The 18,911-nt window shown below is 58.9% G+C and carries 18 protein-coding genes; 8 read left to right on the forward strand and 10 right to left on the reverse strand.

The features are described 5' to 3' along the window. Nucleotides 1–341: 341 nt before the first annotated feature. On the forward strand, nucleotides 342–878 hold the full coding sequence (locus KSW38_RS19230; protein ID WP_216926547.1) for a type IV toxin-antitoxin system AbiEi family antitoxin domain-containing protein: 537 nt from the start codon (nucleotides 342–344) through the stop codon (nucleotides 876–878). Next, nucleotides 875–1,786 carry a nucleotidyl transferase AbiEii/AbiGii toxin family protein gene (locus KSW38_RS19235; RefSeq protein WP_216926548.1) on the forward strand — a complete coding sequence of 304 codons (912 nt, stop codon included), beginning with the start codon at nucleotides 875–877 and terminating at the stop codon, nucleotides 1,784–1,786. The genes KSW38_RS19230 and KSW38_RS19235 overlap by 4 nt, the downstream gene beginning before the upstream one ends. 206 nt (nucleotides 1,787–1,992) lie before the next feature. Here KSW38_RS19235 and KSW38_RS19240 read toward each other — a convergent pair whose 3' ends face one another. The 7 genes from KSW38_RS19240 to KSW38_RS19270 all read right to left on the reverse strand — a co-directional run bounded on the left by KSW38_RS19240 (nucleotide 1,993) and on the right by KSW38_RS19270 (nucleotide 9,566). Continuing rightward, on the reverse strand, nucleotides 1,993–3,267 hold the full coding sequence (locus KSW38_RS19240) for a Gfo/Idh/MocA family protein (protein WP_216926549.1): 1,275 nt from the start codon (nucleotides 3,265–3,267) through the stop codon (nucleotides 1,993–1,995). Between the two features lie 33 nt (nucleotides 3,268–3,300). Then, nucleotides 3,301–4,047 (reverse strand): ThuA domain-containing protein, encoded by a 747-nt coding sequence (locus KSW38_RS19245; protein ID WP_216926550.1) that lies wholly within the window; start codon nucleotides 4,045–4,047, stop codon nucleotides 3,301–3,303. 1 nt (nucleotide 4,048) lies between these two features. Then, nucleotides 4,049–5,152, reverse strand: coding sequence for a Gfo/Idh/MocA family protein (locus KSW38_RS19250; protein ID WP_216926551.1), 1,104 nt, complete (start codon nucleotides 5,150–5,152; stop codon nucleotides 4,049–4,051). A 64-nt stretch (nucleotides 5,153–5,216) separates the two neighbouring features. Further along, nucleotides 5,217–6,116 carry a carbohydrate ABC transporter permease gene (locus KSW38_RS19255; protein ID WP_216926552.1) on the reverse strand — a complete coding sequence of 300 codons (900 nt, stop codon included), beginning with the start codon at nucleotides 6,114–6,116 and terminating at the stop codon, nucleotides 5,217–5,219. Beyond that, nucleotides 6,113–7,054 (reverse strand): carbohydrate ABC transporter permease, encoded by a 942-nt coding sequence (locus KSW38_RS19260; protein WP_216926553.1) that lies wholly within the window; start codon nucleotides 7,052–7,054, stop codon nucleotides 6,113–6,115. The genes KSW38_RS19255 and KSW38_RS19260 overlap by 4 nt, the downstream gene beginning before the upstream one ends. 2 nt (nucleotides 7,055–7,056) lie before the next feature. Beyond that, nucleotides 7,057–8,370: an ABC transporter substrate-binding protein gene (locus tag KSW38_RS19265; RefSeq protein ID WP_216926554.1), complete on the reverse strand. Its 1,314-nt coding sequence runs from the start codon at nucleotides 8,368–8,370 to the stop codon at nucleotides 7,057–7,059. Between the two features lie 200 nt (nucleotides 8,371–8,570). Continuing rightward, complete coding sequence (locus KSW38_RS19270) at nucleotides 8,571–9,566, reverse strand: LacI family DNA-binding transcriptional regulator (RefSeq protein ID WP_216926555.1); 996 nt, start codon at nucleotides 9,564–9,566, stop codon at nucleotides 8,571–8,573. 482 nt (nucleotides 9,567–10,048) lie between these two features. Here KSW38_RS19270 and KSW38_RS19275 point away from each other — a divergent pair, with 482 nt between their 5' ends. From KSW38_RS19275 to KSW38_RS19290, 4 genes are read left to right on the forward strand one after another with little or no spacing between them, the layout of a single operon-like run. Further along, a complete protein-coding gene (locus tag KSW38_RS19275) occupies nucleotides 10,049–10,972 on the forward strand; it encodes a phosphoribosyltransferase-like protein (protein ID WP_216926556.1) in 924 nt (307 codons plus the stop codon). Nucleotides 10,973–10,974: 2 nt separating this feature from the next. Next, entirely contained in the window at nucleotides 10,975–12,855 is a 1,881-nt protein-coding gene (locus KSW38_RS19280) for an ORC-CDC6 family AAA ATPase (protein WP_216926557.1), read from the forward strand. Continuing rightward, nucleotides 12,848–13,822: a hypothetical protein gene (locus KSW38_RS19285; protein WP_216926558.1), complete on the forward strand. Its 975-nt coding sequence runs from the start codon at nucleotides 12,848–12,850 to the stop codon at nucleotides 13,820–13,822. Before KSW38_RS19280 ends, KSW38_RS19285 begins: the two co-directional genes overlap by 8 nt. After that, complete coding sequence (locus KSW38_RS19290; protein ID WP_216926559.1) at nucleotides 13,823–14,977, forward strand: N-6 DNA methylase; 1,155 nt, start codon at nucleotides 13,823–13,825, stop codon at nucleotides 14,975–14,977. A 171-nt stretch (nucleotides 14,978–15,148) separates the two neighbouring features. On the opposite strand, the gene KSW38_RS19295 is transcribed toward KSW38_RS19290, so the two are convergent. From KSW38_RS19295 to KSW38_RS19305, 3 genes are read right to left on the reverse strand one after another with little or no spacing between them, the layout of a single operon-like run. Beyond that, nucleotides 15,149–15,703: a hypothetical protein gene (locus tag KSW38_RS19295; protein WP_216926560.1), complete on the reverse strand. Its 555-nt coding sequence runs from the start codon at nucleotides 15,701–15,703 to the stop codon at nucleotides 15,149–15,151. Next, nucleotides 15,700–15,975, reverse strand: coding sequence for a hypothetical protein (locus tag KSW38_RS19300; RefSeq protein ID WP_216926561.1), 276 nt, complete (start codon nucleotides 15,973–15,975; stop codon nucleotides 15,700–15,702). Before KSW38_RS19300 ends, KSW38_RS19295 begins: the two co-directional genes overlap by 4 nt. Before the next feature lie 41 nt (nucleotides 15,976–16,016). Then, complete coding sequence (locus KSW38_RS19305; protein ID WP_216926562.1) at nucleotides 16,017–16,676, reverse strand: hypothetical protein; 660 nt, start codon at nucleotides 16,674–16,676, stop codon at nucleotides 16,017–16,019. 374 nt (nucleotides 16,677–17,050) lie between these two features. Between KSW38_RS19305 and KSW38_RS19310 the strand changes: the two genes are divergently transcribed. Then, the gene (locus tag KSW38_RS19310; RefSeq protein ID WP_216926563.1) at nucleotides 17,051–17,854 is read left to right on the forward strand and encodes a hydroxypyruvate isomerase family protein; all 804 of its coding nucleotides are present in this window, start codon (nucleotides 17,051–17,053) and stop codon (nucleotides 17,852–17,854) included. Between the two features lie 71 nt (nucleotides 17,855–17,925). Continuing rightward, the gene (locus KSW38_RS19315; protein ID WP_256449756.1) at nucleotides 17,926–18,894 is read left to right on the forward strand and encodes a 2-hydroxy-3-oxopropionate reductase; all 969 of its coding nucleotides are present in this window, start codon (nucleotides 17,926–17,928) and stop codon (nucleotides 18,892–18,894) included. The last annotated feature ends 17 nt before the right edge of the window (nucleotides 18,895–18,911 follow it).

Below are 18,911 nucleotides of genomic sequence, written 5' to 3' on the forward strand. Positions count from 1 at the left end.
ACGTGAAGCGCCGGCTCGTGGCTCGGCAGTCATGATCCACCGAGTCACCTCCAGTACCCAGCGACTTGTTAGCCCGACATGAATCCGGTGCTCGCTCCTGTCAGAAATTGATCGTCGCTGCCACTAACCAGTGACAGCCCCAATTTCTTACGCGGGGACGGTGCGTTTGTGGCGGCTGTCGGCGCGGACTGAAGGCAGGGCGCATAGTCATGGCCTGTCTCTGCAGGTGACCACGGACCCCAGTGCGCGATGTCAAGACAATACTGGTTTCGGTATAGTTTTGACCGCACCAGTCACCCCAAGAGATGGCAAAACAATACCCCTCGCGGTAGAATTTTGACATGAGGACAACCTACCGAGACGTACTGCGCGGGATCGCCTACGACAACCATGGCTATGTCACCACCGCGGATGCAGTGGGCGCTGGCGTGCCCGCCGTAGAATTGCCAAAGCTCACAGCCCGGGGCGGCCTCGAGCACGTCGGATACGGTCTCTACCGAATGACTGACATCCCGCCGACCGACGATGATCAGTTCGCCGAAGCGACCTTGCGCGCAGGAGACGACGCCTACCTTCGCGGAGAATCCGTCCTCGCCCTACTCGGCCTGGGGGACGTGAATCCTACGAAGATCTCCGTGGGAACTGGCCGTCGTGTCCGCCGCGCAATGCCCGCATATGTGAAGGTCACCCAGGGGCAGGCCGGCACGAATGTTACACGCTACCGCGGGATCCGCGCCCAACAGCTCAGCGAAGCCCTCATCGAATGCCTTGGCCGGGTCCCCAACACGCGACTGCGAGACGCAGCAGTCAAGGCTCGCGGTGAGGGACTGCTGACTACGGCGGAGTGGAACCGTGTGCGCAAGGAGCTCGCCGCATGAGTTATGACAACCCTCCGCGTAACCTCGCCGCCCTTAACCAAAGAATGAAGAATTTAGAGGTAGACGAAGCCCCCGCCCTTCGCCGGCGGACGACGATGGCTCTGGTCGTGATCGGACAAATGCTTCCCGAGGGTGCGGTGAAAGGGGGTAGCGCGATGGCGCTGCGATACGGCTCCAGCACAAGGTTCACCCGCGATCTTGATGCCGCCCGTTCAGGAGGCCTAGCGACATTCCGCGCCGACTTCGAAGAGCGTCTTCGGAAAGGGTGGAGTGGCTTTACTGGACGTTTGGTCGAACGAACGGCCCCGAAACCCAAGGGAATTCCCGCCCCATACGTGATGAAGCCATTCGATGTGAAGATCGACTACGAGGGGAAGCCGTGGTGCACAGTGCCCTTCGAACTCGGTCACAACGAGATCGGTGATGCTGACGCTCCCGAGTTCGCCCTGGCACCCAGCATCAGCGCAATGTTCACCTCCGTGGGTCTCCCCGCTCCAGCCCCGGTGGCACTAATGCCCGCAGACCACCAGATCGCTCAAAAAATACACGCATCCACTGTGTCCGGCAGCGACCGCGCCCGCGACCTCGTAGACCTGCAACTCCTAGGCGCCCGCGAGCAGCTTGACCTTGCGTTGGTCCGGGCCACTTGTGTGCGTCTGTTTGACTACCGAAGGGCTCATGCCTGGCCTCCATCAGTTGTCGAGGGCGCGGACTGGGCAACCCTCTACGCGGAGGCCGCCGAGGGCCTTGACGACGTAGTACCTGATGTCGCTCCCGCCATCGAGTGGCTGAGCAAGTTCATCGCCCGGATTGATCAGGCCTCGCCAAACGATCCGTCGTCACTCTCTGAGACGGACGCATTTGGTGCGGCCGTGGGGGCGGATTTGGAGGCGGGCGGGCACGCCTAACCAATCCACCGGGCAGCCTGAACTGCAGCTCAGCCACGGGTCAGCCATCGGCCAAGGACAAGGACAGTGGGCTTAATAAAACATGTCTAAGGCTTGTTTAGACTGATTTTAAGCAGGTCATCTGGCCAAGCAATCTGTGTCGTTGTGCGTGCACATGTGGGACGCACATACCCGATGAGTGGACAGCTTAGGAGCTCGCTGCTGTCTCAGTGCAAACGCTCCCAGTTAGGGGCGCCCGTCTCTCGTCTGGGGCCGGCGTCAACCCCGGCCTCTCTAGATAACTCCGGCTGCAGAGGCATCTCGGGAGTTGATTTCGCCCCCAAATCCAACGCCGGAACCTCCGTCACCACACTCCTGTTCCGCGCCGACTCCTCGACGGCGGCCAGCACCCGCTGGATCTGCAGCCCGTCGTCGAACGATGGCGACGGCGCCTCACCTACGCGGATGGCACACAGGAAATCGCGGATCTGGTGCGTGAACGTGTGTTCCCAGCCGATGATGTGACCCTGTGGCCACCACACTTCAAGGTAAGGGTGCTCCGGCTCATTCACGAGTATCCGCCGGAACCCCTGTTCCCGCACCGGGAGGCTGGCGTCCAGGAAGTTCAGCTCATTCAGGCTCTCAAGGTCAAACGTCAGGGAGCCGAGTGAGCCGTAGATTTCGAGCTTGAGCGAGTTCTTCTGGCCCGTGGCAACCCGCGACGCTTCCACCGACGCGCTGATGTTCCCTGTCATTCCAAGCGTGGCCCAGGCGGCGTCGTCGACTGTCACTTTCTCAAGACCGCTGGGACCGGGACGCTCGGCAACAAAAGTCCTCAGCGTTCCGGTCACCTCAGTGACGGTTTGCCCGGTGAGATGCTGGACCTGGTCGATGGCGTGTGAGGCAATATCGCCCAACGCTCCGGAGCCCGCGGTTTCCTTCCGCAGCCGCCAACTCATGGGGGCTTCGACGTCGGAAAGCCAGTCCTGGAGGTAGGCGGCACGCACGTGCCGGACGGTTCCGAGACGACCTTCGGCAATCAACTGCCGGGCCAGTGCGAGCGCCGGAACGCGACGGTAGTTGAACCCGATCATGGACCGCACTCCGCGAGCCCGAGCCGAGGCGGCCGCGGATGCCATCAACTCAGCCTCACCCAAAGTGTTAGCGAGCGGCTTCTCCACGAGCACATGTTTTCCTGCTTCCAAAGCTGCGATGGCGATTTCCGCGTGCATCCAGCCCGGGGCGCAAATGTCCACCACATCGATGTCGTCTCGCTCAATCACGGATCGCCAGTCGGCAGCGGATTCGGCCCAGCCGTACTTGGCTGCCGCTTCTGCCACGGCTTCATCGTCCCGGCCCACGAGCACTTTCTGCTCGAAGGCCGGGACGTCGAAGAAGCTGGCCACATTCCGCCACGCATTCGAATGGGCCTTCCCCATAAAGGCATAACCGATCGCGGCAACACCCAAAGGACGGCCAGAGGGAAGAGTGGAAGTGGTCATGCGTGCTCCTTGAAGTGAATGCGGAAGAAGGGCTTAAGCCTCGAACCAGCCCCGGGCAGGGTTGGAGACCTCGGGCGTCTCACGGAAGACACCCGGCTGGGCAACCCAACCGACGCCGTTGGCTATGACCTTCTGGATCTGCGGCTGGTGGTACACCGGGTACTCCTGATCGCCGGGGCTGAAGTAGAAGATCCGGCCCTTACCGCGGGAGAACGTCACGCCTGAGCGGAACACCTCGCCACCTTCAAACGAGCTGATGAAGATCAGGTCATCGGGTTCCGGAATATCGAACAGTTCGCCGTACATTTCCTGCTTGGGAATGACGATGGGGCTCTCGATGCCAGCTGCGATCGGGTGGGAAGGCTTGACCGTCCACACGAGCTCACGTTCGCCCTCGTTGCGCCACTTCAGGGAGCAGGTGGTCCCCAACAAGCGAATGAAGATCTTGGCGAAGTGCCCGGAGTGCAGCACCACCAAGCCCATGCCTCCCAGCACGTGGCGCTGCACGCGCTCCACCACTTCATCAGAGACTTCCTCATGCGCAATGTGCCCCCACCACAGCAAAACGTCAGTCTGTGCAAGGACTTCCTCGGAGAGCCCGTGCTCGGGATCGGCCAAGGTGGCTGTCGAGATCTCCGAGTCCGGGTAGAACCCACGGAGCCCCGCAGCAATAGCGCCGTGGATCCCCTCCGGGTACATGTCGCCGATCGTCGCGGGCTCGTTGCGGGCCTCGTGGACGGCCTCATTCCAGACAACAATCTTGAGTTTTGAATCAGACATTTCAGAGCACCACTTCACGTTGTTCGAGGGCGGACTTGTAGCAAGCATCAAGGACCAGTGCACGGCTGAGGGCGAGGGACCCGTCGTGGCTTCCCCACACGGTCTCACCGCCGCGTATAGCAGCGACAAAGTCGTCGACGACGGCCTGGTGGGCTCGCCCGGGTTCGGCCACCACTTCGAAGTCGGCGTTTTCGCCGTCCTTCTCCGTGAAGACGTGGACGTCAGCCACAGGGTTCTCGGAGGCGCCGACAGAGCGCAAGTCCGCTCCGCCGTCGGTGCCGTAAACGGTGAAGTCCATGAGGTCCCGCTCGTCGCGGTACGTGGCCCATCCCGCTTCCAGGATCAGGGTTCCACCCCCTTCCAGCCGGATGAACGCTGATGCGAAGTCTTCCACTTCAAATTTATGGCTGGAGTTCGAGGCTGTGTAGCGTGCGTTGCCGCCGAGGCCGCGCGGGCCGAGTTCGGAATGCGTCGACGCCGAGACGGCCAGGACCTTGGGTTCGCCCAGGAGGTGCAGCGAGTAGTCCAGGACGTGCACGCCGATATCTGCCAGCGGACCACCACCGGCGAGTTCAGGATTAGTGAACCAACTACCCAGCATCGGAATGCCCTGGCGGCGGAGCCACGACGCCTTGGCGTAGTACGGACGGCCCAGCGTACCGGCGTCGATCACTTCCTTGAGCGCCTGGATGTCGCCGCGGCGGCGGTGGTTGAACGCGACGTCGAGGACCCGCCCCGCTTTGCGGGCGGCATCCACCATCGCTTGACCCTCGACGGCGTTGCGTGCGATCGGCTTCTCGCTCAGCACATGCAGCCCTCGTTCAAGCGAAGCAATCGCGATGGGTGCATGGAGGAAGGTGGGCACGGCGACGCTGACGGCGTCGAGATCTTCGAGCTCGATCATGTCCTCCCAGCGCGCGAACGCGTGCGGGATGCTGTACTCGTCCTTCATCTGGGCGAGGAGGTCCGCTTCCATACCGGCAACGGCGACAATCTCGACGCCGTCGATGTTGCTGTATGCCTTGAGGTGCTGCTGCCCGGCCCAACCGATGCCCACAACTCCCACCTTGAGGGTTGCGGACGGGGCCTGCTGCTGAATGCTCACTTTGTTCCTGTTCTTTGTGGGGTTCTGATGAATCTGTGAGTGGTTCTTGGACTTCGTGACGGGGTTAGCCTTTGACGGCGCCCGCGGTCATCCCGGACACGATGCGCTTCTGGCACAGCAGTACGAGGATGACCAACGGGACCGTGATGATCACTGACGCGGCGCTGATGGTGCCCAGTGGCTGATCGAACTCGCTGGTGCCGCTGAAGAACGCGATCGCGACCGGCACCGGGCGGGCTTCCGGCGACGTGGTCAGCGTGACGGCCAGGAGGAATTCGTTCCAGACCGAAATGAAGACGAGGATCGCCGTGGTCGCAAGGCCAGGGACTGCCAGGGGCAGGATGACCTTGCGGAACGCGGTGAACGGCGTGGCGCCATCCATGTACGCGGATTCTTCGAGCTCACGCGGGATCTCCTTGAAGAACGACGTCAGCGTGTAGATCGCCAGCGGCAACGCGAACGTCAGTTTCGGGATGATGAGGCCAAGCAATGTGTCGTACAGGCCAATTTCGCGCCAGATGGAGAACATCGGAGCCGCGATGGCGATGGCCGGGAACGTAGTCACGGAGAGGATGAGCGTCAGGATCATCGCCTTACGGCGCATCTTGAGCCGCGCCAGCGCATACGCGGCGAAGGAGGCGAACACCAGCGCCACTGTTGTAGTTACGACGGCGATGATCACCGAGTTGCGCAAGGCCAAGAGGAACTCGGGGTTCTGAAAGACCGCCAGGTAGTTCTCCAGGGTCGGCTGGCTCGGGAAGAGCTCGCCTTGGGACAGGCTCGCACCCTTTTTAAGGGAGGTGTTGACCAGCCAGTAGAACGGGATGAGCGAGAAGCCCATAACGGCAATGACGAATACCCACACCAAGGGGTGGAGTTTCGCTTCGCCCCTGAGCCGGCGCTTCGGCGACTTGGTCCCGGTGGCGGGTGCCGCCGTCGTGCGTTCTGCTGTCAGCGTGCTCATTGTTCCTCCTTCGCGACGTCGCGGATGTTGCCGCCGCCGAAGCGGATGTAGATGACCGAGACCACCATGACGGTGAAGAAGGTCAGGATGGACAGCGCCGAACCTTCGCCCACCAGCCGGTTTTCGCGGAGTTCGCCGTAGGCCAGCATGGACATCGATTCCGTGCCGTTGGCGCCGCGGGTGAGGACGAACGGCAGGTCGAAGACGCGGAGGGCGTCCATGGTGCGGAAGATTGCCGCGAGGACGATCGCCGGGCGCAGGAGCGGCAGGGTGATGTGGAGGAAGGTCTGCCATTTGCTGGCGCCGTCGAGTTCGGCGGCCTCGTAGGTTTCAGCGGAGATGACCTGAAGGCCGGCCAGGATGATGAGCGCGGCGAACGGGGTGGTTTTCCGGACATCGGCCATCACGATCACGGCCATCGCGTAGCCGTGCTCCCCGAGCCAGACGACATCGCCGCCCGGCAGTCCCAACGTGGAGAGGACGTTGGTGACCAGGCCCATGTTGGGCTGGAACATCGTCTGCCAGGTGATGGCGCTGACCACGGTGATGATCGCGTACGGCAGCAGAACCACTGTGCGCAGGACCGCGCGGCCCTTGAACGCGAGGTTCAGCAGCAATGCCATGGCTGTTCCGAGGACGAGTTCCAGGCTGACCGAGAGGCCTGCAAAGAGGAACGTCTGTCCGAAAGCCGCCCACCACTCTTGGCTTGCCAGGGCGTTGATGTAGTTTTCCAGGCCGACAAAGCGGGACAGGCCGGCGGTGCGGACGCTGTACTGGTTCAGGGAGAGCCAGATCGCGTAGCCGATCGGGACCGCCGCAACCAGCGCCATGATGACCAGCGACGGGGCGGTCATGCGGAATGCGAGCTTCCGCTCGGCGCGGTCACGGCCGCTTGTCTTCGCTGGGCCGCGGCTTGGCGAGATTGTTCTGGTGGTCATGATCAGAAGCTCGCCTTGGCGGTGGTGATTTCGTCGGCCATCTTCTTCACGGCGTCCTCAGTTGAGGCGGTGCCGGAGAGGACGGCGTAGACGTTCTTGTAGATCGCCTGCGAGATCTGCGGGTAGACCGGGGAGATCGGACGCGGCTTGGCACCCTTCACCGAGGCGAGGAGTTCCGTGGCGAACGGCATCTTCTGCAGCACTCCCGCGTCCGCGTAGGCCGCTTCATTCACGGGCGCCTGTGAGTAGTCCATGGCCACGTGCTTCTGCCAGTCCGGGCTGGTGGCAAAGTCGATGAACGCGACAGCCCCGGCTTGGTTGGTGGAGTGGGCCGAGATCGCCAGGTTCCAGCCGCCGAGCACGCCCGAGGCCTTGCCGCCTTCCCACGCCGGCAGCGGCGCAACGCCGAAGCTGCCAGCCAGAGGGGTGGCGTTGAGCAGACGGTACACGTGCGGCCAGTTGCGCTGGTATCCGAAGTCGCCGGACTCGTAGGCGAGGCGGGCGGGGTCTTCGTTGTAGGTGAGGACGGCGCGGTCGGCCGAGCCATCTTTGAGGCCCTTGCTCATGAAGTCGAGGACTTCGCGGGTTTCCTTGGAGTCGATTTTTACGTCACCTTGGTCGTCGAGGACTTCGCCGCCTGCGCTATAGAGCATTTCGAGGAAGTTCACCGTGAGGCCCTCGTACTGCTTGCCCTGGTAGACGAAGCCGTTGCCCGGAGCCTTGGCCGCCTCAGCGTAGAGCTGCTGCCAGGTCTCGGGCTTGGCCACCTTGTCCTTCTGGTAGTAGATCAGGCCAGCGTTGGTGAAGAACGGCGAGGCCCAGTACTTGTCCTGGTACTTGGTGGTTTCCACCGTGGAGGGAATGAGGCGGTCCTTGTTGGCCTCCACCAACTCGGTCTGGTCCAGCAGCCAGCCCTGAGAGGCGAATTCGGAGGTCCAGATGACGTCCGAGAGGAAGATGTCGCACTCGGTGGACTTGCCTTCGAGCCGCTGCACAATCTGCGTGCGGGCTTCATCAGTGGTGGCTCCGATCTCGGTGTACTTGGCCGTGACCTTGCCGTTCGCCTTCGTGAACGCTTCCGCCGTGCCCTTGTAGATCCCGCTCGCGTCCTTGACGCCGCAGATGTTGACGTTGCCGCTGGCATTAGCGCCCGACGCCGGATCGGCAGCTGCCGCCTTTTCCGCACCTTGGGGTGCTGCTCCCCCGCCGCAAGCGCTGAGGAGGATGGCTGCGGCTACTGCGGTGGCTGCCAGTGCTGTTTTTGTGCGGGGTTTGGTGCTGTTCTGGAGCGGAGAGGCAGGTCGGTTCAAGTCCACGAGTGGCTCCTTTGGTGGCTGTGGGGATGGTGGTTCAGGAGTGCGTTTCGGCTGTCCCGCGTCCTGAACCTGGCTTCATTGCCGGGTGCTTTGTTGCGTTGTGGAATCGATTCCAAGAGTGCTCTTGAGAAACGGTCTTGCGGCCGTGGAATCGATTCCAAAGAAGTGTGACAGGGGGCACGCCAGGCTGTCAACCCTCTTTATTTAGTGGAGTCTCGTATGACGAGTTCGTGGGGGAGGAAGGTTCTTCCCTTCCGATGTGAGCCCTCGACGGTCATCCGCTCCAGGAGCTCGGCGAAAGCCACGCGGCCCATTTCGTAGGCCGGCTGCCTCACCGTTGTCAGTTCCGGGACGCACATTTCTGCCTGGGCAGAGTCGTCAAAACCGGCCACGGCGACGTCTTGTGGAACTCTCAGCCCGGCGTCAGTGAGCTCGCGAACGCACCCGGCGGCGACGACGTCGGTGCCGCAAAAGACGGCGTCCGGGAGATCCTTGGTTTCCAGCAGTTTCTTGGTGAGATTCCGGCCGGCATGGAAACCGAAGTTGCCTTCGCCGAGCAGGACCCTGTCCGGCTCCAAGCCTTCCTCTTTGAGCGCTTGGCGGAAGCCCTCTTCCCTGAGCCGACCCGAGCGAGCACCCCCGTGGGCGAGCATCGCGAGCTTCTTGGCGCCAGTGTCGATCAGGTGTTTTGTGATGTCGTAGGCGGCCTGGCGGTCATCGATGGACACCCCAAATGCTGCTTCGGCGTCGACGATTTCACAGACCTGGACAACGCTGAGTTGCTCGGCGACAGTGTTGACGTCGTCGTCCGGCATGGTTGGCGAAAAGATGACCAGGCCATCGACTGAGCCGTTCCGCAGCATGTCTACGAGTTGCCGTTCGCGGTCACGGTCCCCGTCGGTTGCGGCGATGAGGCTGACGTAGCCGTTGTCCGCCGCCGCGTCGCCGACACCGCGGAAAACTTCGCTGATCACCAGGGAGTCCAGGTTCTTGGCGAGGGCAAGGACGCGCATCGTTCGATCCCTGCGGAGATCTCTTGCTGAAGCGAGAGGACGATAGCTGAGCTCCTTTACGGCAGCGTTGACCTTCTCCTTGGCCGCCTCGCTTACAGCAGGGCTCCCGTTCAAGACGCGCGACACCGTCCCCACGGACACACCGGCGGTCCTGGCGACGTCCTGAACAGTCGCTCGAGCCATTTCGAATCGTCCTTCCGCGAACAGTGACGATGGTCCTTACCGCCACATCGCTGCCGTGCCTTATCGGCGTTTCTCAGCATAGCCGGAAGGAGCCAACGGCCCCCTGCGTTCGCATGGTTTTGGTTGCGGCTTAGTCGTCCGCATTGTGATTCACATGGGCTCCGTGACCTACACAAGTCGGGACCGTTTGACTCAGCTCGGGTCGGATGACCCGCGGAACCCCTTCCGAGGCTTCTCCTCGGGACACGAAGCTTCCACAACTTCCACGGCTTTGACCTCGCCTATTGCCGCCAGCGTCTGCGATATCAAAGCTAGCTCCGAGCACCGCCGCACCGAAGGTGCTGTTTGGCAGGGTCGCGGAGTGGGCTTGATGCCTGGGCCACTCTATGAATGAGGCCGAGGGAATCCAGATGGACAGCGGTAGCCTAGGACAAAGTTCGGGTGCAGGCTACGGCTCGGCCTAGATGGCCCATAATCACTGCATGTCTAAGGATATTCTAGTCTCCATGACAACGACCGAGGATCCCGTGAAGACCTCGCTATTGACGGCCAGGACAGAGTTCTCCAAGGCCCGCATTTGGCCCATGCAGCCCATGGAGATCGACCCTTCCGGATGGTTGGAGAACTTCGCTCCTGAAGACCGACACGTAGCCGTTGCACTCCTTGATACCTTCATGTTTTTCAATGGCGAGATGACAAAAACCCTCCTTGAGTCAGCATTGGCCTCGCTGGCAGCCCAACCTGAATACTCTGACAGCCCCCACAAATGGGAGTCGTTCCTTCGACGGGCTCTAATCACGTTCCCGACTGGTGAGACACCAAGCCCTACGGACTCCGGTTACATGTTCGTACGAATAGCCCGGCAGCAGTTCGGATTCCCTGAATCTCAAATAGTTGATCCACAAGGGGCCGTTGTAAAGGTCGATGCCTCCCAAGAGCCTGTACCCGTTATTTTTGTAGATGACATCGTGGGTAGCGGCGATCAACTCATCGAAACTTGGTGTAGAGACTACCCGCTTCGCGAAGGGGGCTTCACCTCACTCAACGACCAGTGGGAAGGAGGTGAGATCGAGTCCGTGCACGTAGTGGCGCCCATTGTTACGTGGGCAGCAAATCAGAGGCTTGCCGAAGACTACCCGTATTTCGGGATAGGTAAAGCACATATTCTTGGACCAGAATACTCGGCCAAAAACTCGCGTACAGTTTTGGTACCGGAAGAACTCCGAACCGATCTCACACGAGTAATCACGAAGTACTCGCCTAAGTGTGGCTTCTCTGGTAAAGATGCATTCGGACACAATGAGCTCGCCTTGAACATCGCATTTGAGCACTCTTTTCCCGACCTTTCTCTACCTTTGTTATGGTCAGAATCTTCAGACTGGAAGCCTCTAAGGAAACGCAGTTAACTATGGATTCAGCAACTTCTAATCTTTCTTCAGAGATACAAAATCACTTAGGGCAGTATCGCGCAGAGTATCTGAATGACAAGATATTTGAACTTTTTGCAAAGCCTGTGTACTGGGACCGCCTTTCTGATGAACGCCCTTGCTTCATAATAGGAGGTCGAGGAACAGGAAAAACTACTACCCTGAGACAGCTCGCCTATGAAGGGCAATACCGAGACGTTGGTGCCAACGTTGGCCAATGGAGCACAATAGGCATGTACTGGCGCATTGAGTCGAGCGTGACTGCAACCTTCCAGGGCGAAAGATTCAGCGAATCAGAATGGATTCGTCTATTTTCCCATTATATAAACTTACAATTCATTGACATGATCCTAGAGTTCGTTGCTTGGCGTTCTTCAAAGACCGGCAACAAGACAACAATTGACAAGCGATATCTACGTCGTGCGTGCCTTGCTCTATCAATTGATGAGACCCAAGATCTGGAGACATTCGCCGAATACATATCTGATGAACTTATTAAATTCGAAGCAGCCGTAAATGGGTTGGGCCAGCCCATTAAATCGCTAAACCTTTCTACACTGGGCCGGCCGGTCTCGGCTGTTGTGGCAGCGGTCCGCCACGATGCCGCGCTAGAGAGCAAGGCTCTCACCTTCTGCCTGGACGAATACGAAAATCTTGCCCCTTACCAACAGCGCGTCATGAACACTCTCATCAAACACGTCGGCGACTCAGGATACACCTTCAAGATAGGTATGCGACGTAACGGTCTTCATGAACGCGCAACTCTTACGACATCAGAATTTCTTATCGAGCCCGCAGATTACGTCGGCATTGATATTGAGGATTCGATTAAGAAAAATGACTTCGGCGCATTTGCTGCCGCCGTCTGCAACGAACGATTGTCGAGAATCCGCGCCAATGCCGGACGCCCGCGTCTGGGAGTGCAGGAGCTCCTGCCAGATCTTTCTATGAATTCTGAAGCTTCCCTGCTTGGTAGTGATCAACGTGTCGCCGCTATTCGCAGAGAATTAATCGCCTCTGATGTATCAAATGCCGAGTTAGACGCGTTTGAGAAGATGGATAACGTGGAAGCGTGCGTCGTGGGTTTTTGGGCTGAATCACAGGGAACATCAGCGTCCAGCGTCCTTTCAGAGGCAATCTCAAAACCCGCCGAGTGGAAGAATCGTGTAAACAATTATGGCTACACAGTTCTCTTCACTCTGCGCAAGGGGCGCGTGGGAATATCCAAATACTATAGTGGCTGGTCCACCTATGTTCTGCTAGCCGAGGGAAATATCAGGTATCTGCTTTATTTGGTAACGGAAGCCCTTACACAACACAGCAGCCAGGGAGGAACACTCTCAGGACCTGTCTCAGCAGAAACACAGACACTAGCGGCTCAAGCAGTAGGTGAACGCATAGTGTTCGAACTCGCAGGGCTTCATGCCCGCGGAACCCAGTTGACTCGCCTCGTGCTCGGCCTCGGCCGTGTATTCGGAATTATGGCAAAACAGCCGTATGGCCATGCACCCGAGGTAACACAATTTCGAATCTCCGACAAAGTCAACAGTGAAGCAAATGCGCTCGTGGGTGCAGGCGTAATGCATAATGCGCTCGTACAGTTTACTGCCGACAAGATGGCGGCCAGTTCCTCCGAGACAAAAGATTTTGACTATCAAATGCATCCAATATTTGCACCATTCTTCGTGTACAGTCCTCGAAGAAAGCGCCGGATGAATCTTCGAGCCAGCGAACTCGTAGGACTGGCCAGCGCTGAGTCATCCACCTACATACGCTCTCTCATTGTGCGGAAAGACCGTCAGGTTGATAACGATCCGCCTCAACAGCTTTCGCTTTTTGCTGATTGGTTTCGAAATGAGTAGGATCTACCCCGGCCTAACACAAGAATTAAGCCGTGCTATTTTTCAGTTGCCTGCTAGTTCTGCGTACATTTACGGTGCTTCAAGCACCGAAGACCGCGGTATCCTAGGAGAAGATTGGATTCAAACCCAGACGAAACGCGGAGCGGTCTTGCTGCCACTGGTAGCAGAAACTCGTGAAACTATCACACTGACCAACGTCACTGGGAAATCTGAGACCTTCTCACTCTTTGACCAAGCGGCAATCCAGGCTGCGTTGCAGCTCCTGCCTCAGCCGCTCTATATCGACATAACGGCAATAGCCTTTGGGTCTTGGGCAGCTATTCTACGGGCCGCGCTGATATCAAGAATAGATCTCAAAGTGCTTTATGTTGAACCTTCAGATTACATCAAGAGTACATCTCCCTTTGGGAACCTTAAATATGACCTTTCTGATCGCACTGAGGGCATCGCCCCACTGCCGGGCTTTGCTCGTCTAACTAGCAGGCGTGCCGGAAGCCAACAAGTTCTCGTTCCGCTTCTGGGATTTGAAGGTGATCGCTTAGCTAGAATTCTTACGGAGATTGAGCCAGATGTTGAATCTACCTATCCAGTTGTAGGTCTTCCGGGTTTCCGGCCCGAGTACACTTTTCACTCACTGGAGAGCAACATCAGATACTTGGATGAGTGGGGTTCCACCTCGAACTTGAGGTATTCGCGGGCTAACTGTCCATTTGGTATTTATTCGTTACTCACTCAACTTTCTGAGTTCTTCCCGAAACAACTGATCCAGGTTGCTGTTCTGGGTACGAAACCCCATGCGCTTGGTGCCGCCCTATTCGCAATTGCGCGCCCAACCCGAGCCACCCTGCTGTACGATCACCCTGTTCGATCGAAAGGACGGACCAGCGGAGCGGGCCGCCTCTGCCTGTACGATATCGACAAGTTTTCTAAGTTCTACCCCCTGCTCCCCGATGTAGCGACAGTCTAGATGGACAAGTTCTATTCTCCGACGTGGCTGGCCCGTTCACTTTGCGAGCTCTTTTCTCTATCTCCTGGGGCACGCGTGTTTGACCCCACCATGGGCGCCGGCGCGCTTTTGCACGCTGCAGCGGACTCCGCCTCGCCCAACGAAATTGAACTGTTGGGCTGTGACATCGACCGCAGGACGGTCAGGGCGGTGCAATCCGAGCACCCCGCGTGGCTGGTGGGTCGCGCAGACATCTTTTCCGCTAACTCGAGGAAGCAGAGCCCTGTTTGGAGCACCGCTGCTCGTTCTGGTGTCGACGTCGTCGTCATGAATCCGCCCTTCTCCTTCCGAGGCAATCGCCGAAAGACGGTGGCCGCCTTTGGTGAGTCTTTTCTTCTGACACCGGCTGTAGCCTCCCTGGCTATTGTTCTCGAGAACGTAGAGATTAAGCAGGGGATTGGCATTATTTTGCCTGCGGGTAGCATCGAAACAGAGACGAATGTGTCATTTTGGGAGGCAATTGGCCGATCATATAAGGTCGATGTCGCTCAAGAATTGCCGCGTGGTTCATTTCCCGATGCGCACGCCTCATCGTTGCTCCTGACAATCAGAAAGCGGACCGCAACCGCTGCAGATCTTGAAGGCTTACCGTCGTCGATCAATATCACAAGTCACTTTCCAGCGCCCGCTGTCTGTAAATGCGTAGAAGTAGTTCGCGGGCGGGTTCCGACAATGAGAAGGTTAGAATCGGGCATCAGCTCTTCGCCCTTCGTGCATACGACTAACCTTCGTGGCGGAAGACTGCATTTGAGCGATGAACGTCGCTCATCATCGGTGCTGGCCACCGAGGGGCCAATGCTATTACTACCGCGTGTAGGCAAATTCTACTTCGAGAAACTCGTCGTGGCCGACGCCCAACCCGTCGTTCTAAGTGATTGCGTTATCGCCCTTAGAACGGCGCACCCATCGCAACTTGGGGCGTTAAAGTCGATTTTGACGCACCCTGCGACTGGCTTGGACCGCACCTACGGCGGCACAGGCGCGCCATACACGACGGTCCGCAGAATTATGGAAAAACTCACTTCTATAGGTTTCGTCCCGCGCCACGTACCAGCAAGCGGGACACCATTCACCTGTGATTGCCTATTTTCTCAGTCTGTTTCAACTGCTTCTTGAAGTCAGCCGCGCACACCATCACCAGGCACTGCCCCAGTCAGACTTTATCTAATTACAGCCCAAAGGCTCTTCATCCTTCTTGGGCAATGAGTCCCTGAGGTGCGTGTCATAGCGCCGGCCTGACGGCGCTCCTTACGAGATTATCTGAACTAGAACCGCACTAACGCCGCATTAGAATGCAGCCGAAATTCGCGAATCAGAATCTCGAGTTACTTTCGGAGATACCGCCGCCCGCGCGTTAAGCGTGTTTCTCACATTCGACGACCAATCTCCTGCTTGGATTTGCCACCACTTCGCCGACACATCTGCCCCTGGAAAAGCACATAATTCAGATCGGTACCACTTGGCCATTTCAGTGTTGTCCATAACCAAAGCCCAACGATAGTGGGTCAGCAAACTTCCTTCTTCTCCTTCGGCCCTAAGCGCATGCGGCATGGCCAAGAAAGCAGCCGTCCAGTCAGCGGATGGAGAATAGACACGGGAAGGCGCGTGGCGCCTGTTACTAGCAGGGGCATCAGCCTTCGGGTAGTCCTCGCCAAGATAACCTATCGCCCAAGCCTCAAACTCTTCCACTGAGCGTTTGAGGTCAATCAGCTCCTCACTCGCACCGCGGGCAGCGTCGGTAACTCTGGTCAGTTGCTTTCGAGCTCGAACATAGTTGCCAATGCTGAGCCCGAGGGCAACGCACGACACAATAGCAATCAGAGACACGATGACAACGCTCATATTCGAGACCCTCCTGTCTTTCGCTCAAGCTCTCTCGTAATCTGATCTAGCTTAACGCTCATCGCGGTCGTATTACTCCTAATCTCGACAAGATTGTCTGCCAAGGCCTTAGTAGCTATCTTCAAGCTACCCGCAACGTCCTTCGACGTCGTCTTTGCAAGCTCGATACTCGCGTTGGCAGTCTTGGTCGACTCCTTGACTGTCTGAGTCTGGGCCCTCCCCGCCAAAACGTTCAGCAGGGAGGTGATGAGAGCCAAGGCTGCGGCAGACACGGCCGACCAATCAGAAGCCGTGAAATGTTCAATGTCTAAGATCACTGCGCATCATCATCCACAGGTGTGGCATCCAAAGCATCACCCAGACCTGTAGTCGCCCACTCGGGAACGATCGCCTCTTCTAGAAGTCCTCGAACACCCCGCAGCTGATGCCTGACTTCATCGAGACGTGCAATGAGCTCGTTCAGCGATTTTCCCGGAATCTGAAAGACGACATTCTCTGTGCCAGCTATTGGCTCGTCAAAATGCATGCGAGCCGTGACTACCGGCGCGAGTATGGCGCCCGATTCCAAGTCAAGGACCCTCAGGTCGAGTGCTAATGAGATACCTTGGAAAATTGGAAGAAACCGATCACGCTGACGAACACCCTCAAGTTGCTCCCTAACAACCGGATCATCATGAAGGAGGTTGCGGATGCTCTGCACGTCCTTCTCCGTAAACCCGCTGTCACTCGACTCGATGTCCTGAAGTACTTCCTCTAACCCCTCTTTCTCCTTCGTGTCGTAGGCAAGAGTGAGGGCACTGACCATACGCCTCCAGCTCGTGTCAGTACGCAGGTCTAAACCTTCTGGCGCTCCTGTTGTGGGGTCGCCCAGACTCTGAACTAACGCGCCACGATGGGGCTCGGCTAGATCTGCAGCAGCCCTAAGCGCTGTCGCAAACGACGGGAGCTCAAGCAGATCCCTGAGTGCAGTCATATCGGTTTTCCTTCGTCGCCTTGGCTTCAACTGGGGCTCAAGATCCCCCACCTTGACTCAAGGATGCCACTAAATCGTGTGCCGGCCCTGTAGCGCATGCCCTGCAAGCAAATCACCTCTTCTGACGCGGGCACCTCTGGTCACCAACGGGTCGGCACGCTTAGTGACAATGCGGATCACGCACCATCAGCTCTGCCGCCACTCACACACCTTGGTATCCCAAACCCTCCCCCCTTGACTCCCACCCCCACCTTCCCTAAACTTTTCATAAAGCAGAATCTAAATTCCACAAAGCGGAAACTGAAGCCAAGCACCAAGCCAACGTCCAAGCACACGGGAAGATAGATCAAAGCCCCTCCTCGGAAGGACCTACGATGACGTACACAGTGAACTGCTCCATCCTCCTGACGGAGCTGCCCTTGCTCGAGCGCCCCGCCGCCGCGAAGGCAGCCGGTTTTGACGCCGTCGAGTTCTGGTGGCCCTTCGAAACCTCCGTCCCCACCGACGCACAAGTAACCGAGTTCGAAACCGCCATCAAGGACGCCGGCGTTCAGCTCACGGGCCTGAACTTCAACGCCGGCAACATGCCCGGCGGCGATCGCGGCCTGGTTTCGTGGCCCGCGCGTTCCACCGAATTCCAGGACAACATCGACGTTGTCGCGGGGATCGGTGAGCGCCTCGGTTGCAAGGCCTTCAACGCCCTATACGGCAACCGCATCGACGGCGAATCGCCTGAGAAGCAGGACGCCATTGGTGCCGAGAACCTCGCAACCGCAGCTGCCGGCGTCGCACGTATTGGCGGAACTGTCCTCCTCGAGCCGGTGAGCGGCGCACCCAAGTACCCGCTCCTCACGGCCGAAGACGCACTCAAGGTCATCGCCCGCGTCAAGGCAGAATCCGGCGCACAGAACATCAAGCTCCTCGCCGACTTCTACCACCTGGCAGTCAACGGGGACGACGTCGAATCCGTCATCGAGAACCACGCCAAGGACTTCGGCCACATCCAGATCGCCGACAACCCCGGCCGCGGTGCTCCCGGAACCGGCACACTCCCCCTCGGCGAGTGGATCGCCCGCAGCCGCGAACTCGGCTACGGCGGCTACATCGGCCTCGAGTACAAGGAACCGCAGGAATCGGCTTTCAACTGGGCCATCCGCCAGCGCGCCAACGCCAACTAGGCACCAGGCGCCCAACTAAGTAGCAGCAGAGCGCGTTTTGGACGCTCAAAACGCGCACTAATGCGACCTAGTTGGGTAAGCACACCCGAGTTAGCGCACTCGAGTTAAAAGACACACACAGACTTCAGACACACACAGACTTCCCCAGAAAGAGAATCACAATGAGCAACGTTGCAGTCATCGGACTCGGAATCATGGGCCTCCCCATGGCCATCAACCTCGTCAAGGCCGGCCACTCGGTCACCGGTTTCAACCGCAGCCAGGACAAGATCGACAAACTCGTCTCCGAGGGCGGCCAGGGTGCCACGAGCATCGCGGACGCCGTCAAGGACGCCGACGTCGTCATCACCATGGTCCCGGATTCCCCCGATGTTGAGGGTGTAGTCAGCGGCAAGGACGGCGTCTTCGCCAACGCGAAGAAGGGCGCCCTCTGGATCGACGCATCCAGCATCCGTCCTGACGTCGCAGCCCGACTCGCAGCAGACGCCAAGGAAGCCGGCATCCGCCCGCTCGACGCCCCGGTGAGTGGCGGCGAACAGGGCGCAATCGACGCCGTCCTGTCCATCATGGTCGGCGGCGAGAAGGCAGACTTCGACGCAGCACAGGATGTCCTCAACGCAGTGGGCAAGACCATCGTCCACGTCGGCCCGTCCGGCTCCGGCCAGACCGTCAAAGCAGCCAACCAGCTGATCGTGGCCGTCAACATCCAGGTCCTCGGCGAGGCCATCGCCTTCCTTGAGGCCTACGGCGTAGACACCGACGCAGCACTGAAGGTCCTCGGAGGCGGCTTGGCCGGCTCCAAGGTCCTCGAGCAGAAGGGTCAGAAGATGCTCGACCGCAACTTCGACCCCGGCTTCCGCCTGGCCCTCCACCACAAGGACCTCGGCATCGTGACCTCCGCAGCCCGCGAAGCCAACGTCGCTGTCCCGCTCGGCGCAGTCGTTGCACAGCTCGTCGCCGCAACCGTCAACCAGGGCGACGGCGGCCTCGACCACTCGGGGCTCTTCAAGCAGGTCCTCCAACTCAGCGGCCGGAAATAAGCCAAAAGGCGCCTAAG

The sequence above is a fragment of the Paenarthrobacter aromaticivorans genome, assembly GCF_019038615.1.
GTDB classification, from domain to species: domain Bacteria; phylum Actinomycetota; class Actinomycetes; order Actinomycetales; family Micrococcaceae; genus Arthrobacter; species Arthrobacter aromaticivorans.